Source organism: Streptomyces hainanensis (assembly GCF_004348415.1).
Taxonomy (GTDB): domain Bacteria; phylum Actinomycetota; class Actinomycetes; order Streptomycetales; family Streptomycetaceae; genus Streptomyces; species Streptomyces hainanensis.
The window spans coordinates 1-8,415 of record NZ_SMKI01000350.1 but is presented as its reverse complement, the minus strand read 5'-3'; the positions used below and the strand labels follow the sequence as shown (position 1 = coordinate 8,415).

The following is an 8,415-nucleotide window of genomic DNA, read 5'->3' as shown; positions in this document are numbered from 1 at the left end:
CTCCCAGCCCTGCCCCCGCAGCTCCACCACGGTCTGTACTCCGGCCAGGCCGGCTCCCACCACCACGACGCGTCGCTCGCTCACGCCGGCAAGCCTACGAGGGGCGCGCCCGGCGTTCCGGCCGGTGGGCCCTGGTACTAGGCTGGCGCGCGAGCAAACCGCACCCACGGGAGCCCGGCGGACCGGGCTGAGAGGGAGGCTGTCCGGCCTCCGACCGTACGAACCTGATCCGGGTCATGCCGGCGAAGGGAGGAGGCAGGCGCATGGGCGTGCGTACCGACGAGGGGCGTTCCGGCGGGCGTCCCGACGTGCTGGTGATCGGCGGCGGCGTCATCGGCCTGGTCACGGCCTGGCGGGCCGCCCAGCGGGGGCTGCGGACGGCGGTGGCCGATCCGGCCCCGGGCCGCGGCGCCGCGCGGGTGGCCGCCGGCATGCTGGCCGCCGTCACCGAACTGCACCACGGCGAGGAGGCGCTGCTCGACCTCAACCTGGCGTCCGCGGCCCGCTATCCGGCGTTCGCCGCCGAGCTGGTCGAGGCCGCCGGGGCCGACGTCGGCTACCGCGCCTGCGGCACGCTCCAGGTGGCGCTGGACGCCGACGACCGGGCCGAGCTGCGGGAGATCGAACTGCTGCGGCGGCGCTGCGGCCTGGAGGCGAGCTGGCTGACGGGCCGCGAGTGCCGACGGCTCGAACCGATGCTGGCGCCCGGGGTACGCGGCGGGCTGCGGGTCGACGGCGACCACCAGACCGATCCGCGCCGGCTGACGGCCGCGCTGCTGACCGCCTGCGAACGCGCCGGGGTGACGTTCCACCGGGACGAGGCGCGGGAGTTGACGGTCACCGGCGACCGGGCCACCGGGGTGGTGCTGGCGGACGGCACCCGGGTGACGGCCGGGCAGTCGGTGCTGGCCGCCGGCTGCCGCAGCGGCGGGCTGGCCGGGCTGCCGCCCGAGGTCGCGGTGCCGGTGCGGCCGGTCAAGGGCCAGGTGCTGCGGCTGCGGATCCCGCCCGGCTACGCGCCGTTCCTCTCCCGCACGGTGCGGGCGGTGGTGCGCGGCGGCCAGGTGTACCTGGTGCCGAGGCTGAGCGGCGAGCTGGTGGTCGGGGCGACGACGGAGGAGCTGGGCTGGGACACCACCGTCACGGCCGGCGGCGTGTACCAGCTGCTGCGGGACGCCCACGAGTTGGTGCCGGGCATCACCGAACTGCCGCTGGTGGAGACGCTGGCCGGCCTACGGCCAGCCACCCCGGACAACGCCCCGCTGCTCGGCCCGAGCGGCCTCGACGGGCTGCACCTGGCCACCGGCCACGGCCGCAACGGGGTGCTGCTCGCCCCGATCACCGGCGAGGCGCTCGCCGAGGCGCTGACCACCGGCGAACTGCCGGACTACGCACGCCCGTTCCACGCCCGCCGGTTCGCCACGTCCGAGAACAGGGAGGTGCCGGCATGAGCGCCGCGCACGTACGGGTCACCGTGAACGGCGAGGGGCGGCCGGTGCCCGCCGGCACCACGCTGGCGGTGCTGGTGGCCGAGCTGAGCGCGGCGCCGGGCGGCATCGCCGCCGCCGTCAACGAGACCGTGATCCCGCGCGGGCAGTGGGCGGCCACCGAGCTGGCCGCCGGCGACCGCGTCGAGGTGCTGACCGCCGTCCAGGGAGGCTGACCGTGTCCGACACGCCCGTACCCACCGCGCCGGTCGAGGACCCCGATCCGCTGGTGCTCGGCGAACTGCGGCTCACCTCGCGACTGATCATGGGCACCGGCGGCGCGCCCAGCCTGACGGTGCTGCGCGACGCGCTCGCCGCGTCCGGCACGGAACTGACCACGGTGGCCATGCGGCGCCTCGACCCCGGGGTGCGCGGCTCCGTGCTCTCGGTCCTCGACGAACTCGGCATCCGACCGCTGCCGAACACCGCCGGCTGCCACACCGCCGGCGAGGCGGTGCTCACCGCGCGCCTCGCCCGCGAGGCGCTCGGCACCGGCCTGATCAAGCTGGAGGTCATCGCCGACGAGCGCACCCTGCTGCCGGACCCGGTGGGCACCCTGGAGGCGGCCGAGACGCTGGTGGACGACGGCTTCACGGTGCTGCCCTACACCAACGACGACCCGGTGCTCGCGCGGCGCCTGGAGGAGGCGGGCTGCGCGGCCGTCATGCCGCTCGGCTCACCGATCGGCTCCGGCCTGGGCATCCGCAACCCGCACAACTTCCAGCTGATCACGGAGCGGGCCGGCGTCCCCGTGATCCTGGACGCGGGCGCGGGCACCGCGTCGGACGCGGCCCTCGCGATGGAACTCGGCTGCGCCGGCGTGATGTTGGCCTCGGCGGTCACCAGGGCCAGGCGCCCGGTGGCGATGGCCGACGCGATGCGGCACGGCGTGACCGCCGGCCGCCTCGCCTTTCTGGCGGGCCGCATCCCGCGACGGCACTTCGCTGAGGCGTCGTCCCCGACGGACGGCATCGCGGCCCTCGACCCGGAGCGGCCGGCTTTCACGAACTGACCATAAGTCGTACTGATATACGATCCACGAGCGTCACAGGGACGCCGGCCGCCGGGCCGAGGGGGAGCACTCAGCAACGTTCTCGTGGGGGGATCCATGTCGACACCGGTCTCGCCTGGCGGCGCGCCGGTCCCGACCCCTGGGGCGGCCCCTGGCGCTGCCGAGCCCGCGAGCAGCGGGCCGTCGGACCCGGCATCCGGCGAAGCGCCGGGCCCGGCGCCAGGGAACGACGGCGCGGCACGGCCGGCGCCGGCCGTGCCCGCCGTGCCGGCCGTGCCCGCCGTGCCCGCGTACTTTCCGGCTCCCGCCGGCTGGCCGGGGCCCGGGCACGCCCACCCGGCGGCCGGCGGGCCGCCGCCGGCAGGGCGCCGCCGCTGGGAGCGGATGGCCGTCACCGCGTTGGTGTTCGCCTTCGGGTTCTTTCCGGTCGGGTTGATCCTCGGCATCGTGGCGCTGTCCCGCGTCGCCGTGTCCGGCGAGCGCGGGCGGGGGCTGGCGGTCGGCGCGATCGGGGTCGCGGGGGCGCAGATCCTCGCGCTCGCCGTCTTCGTGCCGTACACCGTGCTCGACGACGACCCCAGGGGCGACCGCGCCTCGGTCGCCCCCGCGCGCCCGGAGACGGCCGAGCGGGAGCCGGAGGACGGCGGAGCCGGCGGGACGGAGATCTCCGTCTTCGAACTGACGGCCGGCGACTGCTTCTCCACCGACGTCGAACGGGACGAGTCGGACGAGGACGCCACCTCCTTCGTCACGCTGCTGGCCTGCGAGGACCCGCACGGGTCCGAGGTGTTCGCCGCGTTCGACGTCGACGAGTACGACGACTTCGGCGCGGAGTATCCGGGCGAGGAGGCGGTGTTCCGCGTCGCCGACGAGGGGTGCATGGACGTGCTCCCCTCCTACGTGCTCGACGTCTGGGAGATCCCGCTGGAGGTCACCTGGTCCTACTACTACCCGGAGGAGAGGGGTTGGGGGTACGGCGACCGCGAGGTGCTGTGCTTCTTCGGCAGGACGGACGGCGCGGAGCTGACCGGCGGTTCGCTGCGCGGCCGGGAGGACGAGATGAGCCCGCGGGCGCTCCGGTACCTGGAGGTCACCGGGCCCCTGGACGCCCTGATCACCCGCGAGCCGCTGCCGGAGGATCCGGTGGCCGTGCGCGCCGAGTGGGCCGGGGAGATGGCCGACACGGTGGCGCGCGAGGCCGACGCGCTGACGGCGGTGGCCTGGCACGGCGAGTTGTCGCGGCTGGTCGACGAGCTGGTGGCGGCCAGGCAGGACAGCCTGGAGCACTGGCGGGCGGCGGCGGACGGGACGACGGCCGCGGACGTCGACCTGCGGGTCGAGACCGGCTACACGACCCTCGGTGTCGAGATCGAGTACGAGATCCGCGCGTTGCTCGACCTGGCCATCGGCTGACGTCGGCCGCCGCGGCCGCACCACGGCCGGACCGCATCGCGTTCGGTCACTGTTCGGCTGCAGTACCGCCCCGACCTCGTCGTGAACCGTCAGGGGCCGCCGGACGGCTCGTAAACTGACCCACCGTGGACACCCTTCAGGACCCGCTGATCGGGCATGAACTTGACGGCCGTTACCGCGTGGTCGAGCGGATCGCGGTCGGCGGCATGGCCACGGTCTACCGGGCCGTGGACACCCGGCTCGACCGGGTGCTCGCGCTGAAGGTGATGCACCCCGGGCTCGCCGGGGACTCCGCGTTCACGGACCGGTTCATCCGCGAGGCCAGGGCCGTCGCCCGTCTCGACCACCCCAACGTGGTGAGCGTGCTGGACCAGGGCACCGACGGCCCCTACGTCTATCTGGCGATGGAGTACGTCGCCGGCTGCACCCTGCGGGACGTGCTGCGCGACCGCGGGGCGCTCCAGCCGCGGGCCGCGCTCGACGTGGTCGAGCCGGTGCTCGCCGGCCTGGCGGCCGCGCACCGGGCCGGTCTCGTGCACCGGGACGTCAAGCCGGAGAACGTGCTGATCGGGGACGACGGCCGGGTGAAGGTGGCCGACTTCGGTCTGGTGCGCGGGGCCGAGGGGCCCACCTCGGCCTCCACGGGGTCGTTGCTCGGCACCGTCTCCTATCTGGCGCCCGAGCAGATCGAGAGCGGCACGGTCGACCCCAGGACCGACGTGTACGCCTGCGGGGTGCTGCTCTACGAGCTGCTGACCGGGGCCAAGCCGCACACCGGCGACACGCCGGCCCAGGTGCTGTTCCGGCACGTGCACCACGACGTGCCGGCCCCCTCCGAGGCGGCGCCCGGGCTGCCCGCGGCGCTGGACGACCTGGTGGCCGGGGCCGCCTCGCGCGACCCGGAGCGCCGCCCGGCGGACGCCGCCGCGCTGCTCGGGCTGGTCAGGGCGACCAGGAGCGGGCTGAGCGACGAGCAGCTCGATGCCCAGCCCACGGTCGTGCTGCCCCCGGCCGCACCGGCCGCCGCCACCGGCGAGGTGGGCTCGGAGGACCGGACCAGGATCGTGCCGCTGCCGCCCGGGGTGCGCGCCACCGGGCCCGACGGGCCGGGTGCGGGTGGGGACGGCGTGTCCCACACCGCCAGGATCGACCTGCCGCCGCCACCACCCGAGGAGCCGCCGACGGTGGGCCGGGCCCGCCGGCTGTCGCGCCGCGGCGTGGTCAGCCTGGTGGTGGGCGCGCTGCTGGCGCTCGGCATCGGGGCGGGCGTCTGGTACGTCAACGCGGGCCAGTTCCTGCGGACGCCAGGGGTGCTCGGGCTGAGCCAGGAGGAGGCCGAGGCGGAGCTGCGGGACGCCGGGCTCGACGTCCGGGTGGCGGAGGACTTCTCCGACACCGTGGAGGCGGGTCTCGTCATCTCGTCGGACCCGGAGCGCGGGGAGCGTGTGCGGCGCAACGACACGGTCACCATCACCGTCTCGCAGGGCCCGCCGGTCACCGTGGTGCCGAACCTGCGGGGCATCCCGCTGGAGGAGGCGCGGGACCAGCTCGCCGAGGCCCAGCTGACGGTGGGCGAGGTGGAGGAGCGGTTCTCCGCCGAGGTGGAGCGGGGCGCGGTGATCGAGACCGATCCCGGCTCCGGCACCGAGCGTCGTCCCGACACGCCGGTGGACCTGGTGGTGAGCCGGGGTGAGGAGATCCCGGTGCCGAACGTGGTGGGGCTGCCCGAGGGCACCGCGCGGCAGCGTCTCGAGGCGGCGGGCTTCGAGACCGGGATCGCGCCCGAGCGGGTGTTCTCCGAGGAGGAGGCCGGCACGGTCGCCACCCAGGATCCGCGGTCGGGCCGGTCGGCGGCGGCGGGCGACACCATCACCCTCGCCGTCTCCAAGGGGCCCGAGATGATCGTGGTGCCCGACGTGCGCGGCATGGGCGAGGACGAGGCCCGGGACACGCTGGAGGAGGCCGGGTTCGAGGTGAACGTGAACCGGGTGTTCTTCACCGGCACGGTCTTCAACCAGTCGGTGCACAGCGGTGACAGCGCGCCACGTGGCGCGACCATCACCATCTGGGTGCGCTGAGGCACACCGCGCTCACGTGGGGTCGCGATGCCCGCCGGACAACGACGGGCATCAATCATAAAATCCCACCAAATCCGGGCATCCTTCTCCTTATTCCCCTTTGCCGCAGTGAAATTCCGGCATTCGTGTGATGCCGATCACAGGGTGTACATCACATACGAAGCCCCCTAGTGGTGTCCCCTGAGGCCGAATACCCGGCGCCATCCCGGCGCCGGGGTTCCGCCATTTCCGCGAAACACTAATGCAAGTAGTACTGGCGGTCATTGCATTCGCTTTTTAAAGGCTGTTAACAAGTTCCTCGCGATCCCCGCAATCCCCCGCGATCGCCCGCGATCCCCACGCGAGAGAACGAGGTCCCCGCAATGCCCGCTCAGACCACCGGTTCCACTCCCGGCGTCAAGACCCGGATGACCCGATTGCAGAGAACCACCGCCGCCGCGCTGGCCACCTGTGGCGCGGCGGCGCTCGCGCTCACCGTGGTGCCCGCGTCGGCGGACGCCACCGAGCCGCAGAGCCTGGGCTGGAACGTACGCGCCGGCGACGTGCCGGGGCAGCGCGCCGACTCGGCCGCCCAGCCGGGGCAGAACGCCCACAAGGAGGCCCAGGCGCGCGCCGAGACCGTCCGCGCCGAGCTGGCCGAGCGACGGGCCGACAGCGAGCGAGTGGCCGTGGTGGACGCCGCCAACGCGGCCGCGGCCGAGCGGCAGGCCCAGGAGGCGGTCGCGCAGGCCGAGCGGCTGGCCGCCGAGGCACGCGCCGCCGAGGAGGCCGAGCAGGCCGCCGCCGAGCAGGCCGCGGCGGAGGCCGAGGCCGAGGCGGCGGCCGAGGCCGCGAGCGAGCCGGCCGTGGAGCCGGTGTCCGAGCCGGTGGCCGCCCCGGCCGCCGAGCCCACCGCGACCACCTATGCCGACAACCTCGACGGCTGGATCCGCGAGGCGCTCGACATCATGGCCCAGCACGGAATTCCCGGCAGCTACGACGGCCTTTACCGCAACATCATGCGGGAATCGAGCGGCAATCCCAGCGCGGTCAACGACTGGGATATCAACGCGATCAACGGCACGCCGTCCATCGGTCTGCTCCAGGTCATTCAGCCGACGTTCGACGCCTATCACGTCGAGGGCACGCCGTACGACCTCTACGACCCGGTCGCCAACATCGTCGCGGCCGCCAACTACGCGTGGGACCGCTACGGTTCGATCGACAACGTCAACGGCCCCTACTGACCGGGCCCGTGCCGAATCCGCCCTACCGGCCCGGCATTCCGGGTCGGTGAGCAGTTCTCAGCATCGCGAACGCAATCCGATCGGCGGCCACGTCCCCGTAGCCGGGGGCCTGGCCGCCGTCGGCGTTCCCTCCCCGCCACCGCGGAACGCTCGATGGTGTCGCTCCGTCACTCGCTGCGCCGCGCCCGCGAGATCGGCGCGCACGGCGTCGTGGTGCACACCGGCTCCGCCACCGGCGGCCGGACCAGGGCGGCGGCCCTCGCCCAGGTGCGGCGGCTGCTGCGCCCGCTGCTCGACGAGCTGACCGCCGTCACGGGGCCGGGGCGGCTTCGGCTGATCCCCGCCAACGACTCCCAGGAGCCGGCCGGCGCGCACCGCGACCGGCACGCGAACATCGGCGCCGGCCACCTCGGCGCCGAGCCCTTCGCCGAGCTGTTCCGCCATCCGGCGACGGCCGGCGTGCCGCTGGTCGTCGAGACGCCCGGCGGCCAGTCGGGCCACGCCGCCGACGTCGCCCGGCTCAAGGAGCTGCGCGAGCGGCGACCCGCCGGGGAGGCTCAGAGCTCGGGGCCGTCGCCCGGCTCCTCCTGATACGAGTAGCGCTGCTCCCGCCAGGGATCCCCGAGGTTGTGGTAGCCGCGCTCCTCCCAGAAGCCGCGCCGGTCGGCCGTCATGTACTCGACGCCGCGCACCCACTTGGGGCCCTTCCAGGCATAGAGGTGCGGCACGATCAGCCGCAGCGGGAAGCCGTGCTCCGCGGTGAGCAGCTCGCCGTCCCGGTGGGTGGCGAAGATGACACTCTCCGCGGTGAAGTCGGCGAGCCGCAGGTTGGCGCTGTAGCCGTACTCCGCCCAGACCATCACATGTGTCGTCTCGGGGGCCGGCGGCGCCAGCTCCAGGATGGTGGTGGCCCGCACCCCGCCCCACTCCTCGCCCAGCATGCTGAACTTGGTGACGCAGTGCAGGTCGCCGACGACCGTCTCGTACGGCAGCGCGGAGAACTCCTCGTGGTTCCAGCAGCGCTTGTCGCCGTCGGCCGTGGCACCGAAGACCCGGAACTCCCAGCGCTCCGGCCGGAATCGGGGCACCGGCCCGTAATGCGTGACCGGCCAGCCGCGCTGCGGTCGCTGCCCCGGGGGCAGCCGCCCCGCCTCCCCCGCTCGGTTGTCCGGCTGACCCATGCCTCCATGGTGACAGAC

Annotated in this window: 7 protein-coding genes, 1 pseudogene and 1 riboswitch; of the genes and pseudogenes, 7 read left to right on the top strand and 1 reads right to left on the bottom strand. The window is 74.3% G+C overall.

What is annotated here, in order from left to right; translation table 11 throughout:
- The first annotated feature begins 156 nt into the window (after positions 1-156).
- Positions 157-268, top strand: a riboswitch (TPP riboswitch).
- The 7 genes and pseudogenes from thiO to E1283_RS26475 all read left to right on the top strand — a co-directional run bounded on the left by thiO (position 264) and on the right by E1283_RS26475 (position 7,807).
- Positions 264-1,451, top strand: coding sequence for a glycine oxidase ThiO (gene thiO, locus E1283_RS26505; RefSeq protein ID WP_132820675.1), 1,188 nt, complete (start codon positions 264-266; stop codon positions 1,449-1,451). It overlaps the preceding riboswitch by 5 nt.
- Complete coding sequence (thiS, locus tag E1283_RS26500; RefSeq protein WP_132820674.1) at positions 1,448-1,663, top strand: sulfur carrier protein ThiS; 216 nt, start codon at positions 1,448-1,450, stop codon at positions 1,661-1,663. The genes thiO and thiS overlap by 4 nt, the downstream gene beginning before the upstream one ends.
- A gap of 2 nt (positions 1,664-1,665) precedes the next feature.
- Positions 1,666-2,499: a thiazole synthase gene (locus E1283_RS26495; RefSeq protein WP_132820673.1), complete on the top strand. Its 834-nt coding sequence runs from the start codon at positions 1,666-1,668 to the stop codon at positions 2,497-2,499.
- A 273-nt stretch (positions 2,500-2,772) separates the two neighbouring features.
- Positions 2,773-3,912 (top strand): DUF4190 domain-containing protein, encoded by a 1,140-nt coding sequence (locus tag E1283_RS26490; RefSeq protein ID WP_165956248.1) that lies wholly within the window; start codon positions 2,773-2,775, stop codon positions 3,910-3,912.
- Between the two features lie 125 nt (positions 3,913-4,037).
- Entirely contained in the window at positions 4,038-5,990 is a 1,953-nt protein-coding gene (gene pknB / locus E1283_RS26485; protein ID WP_132820671.1) for a Stk1 family PASTA domain-containing Ser/Thr kinase, read from the top strand.
- Between the two features lie 407 nt (positions 5,991-6,397).
- Positions 6,398-7,216, top strand: a complete 819-nt coding sequence (locus E1283_RS26480; protein ID WP_132820670.1) for a transglycosylase SLT domain-containing protein — start codon at positions 6,398-6,400, stop codon at positions 7,214-7,216.
- A 79-nt stretch (positions 7,217-7,295) separates the two neighbouring features.
- A pseudogene (locus E1283_RS26475) lies at positions 7,296-7,807 on the top strand (TIM barrel protein).
- Here the strand turns inward: E1283_RS26475 and E1283_RS26470 are convergent.
- A complete protein-coding gene (locus E1283_RS26470) occupies positions 7,774-8,397 on the bottom strand; it encodes a sulfite oxidase-like oxidoreductase (RefSeq protein WP_132820669.1) in 624 nt (207 codons plus the stop codon). The pseudogene E1283_RS26475 and the gene E1283_RS26470 overlap by 34 nt on opposite strands.
- Positions 8,398-8,415 lie beyond the last annotated feature (18 nt).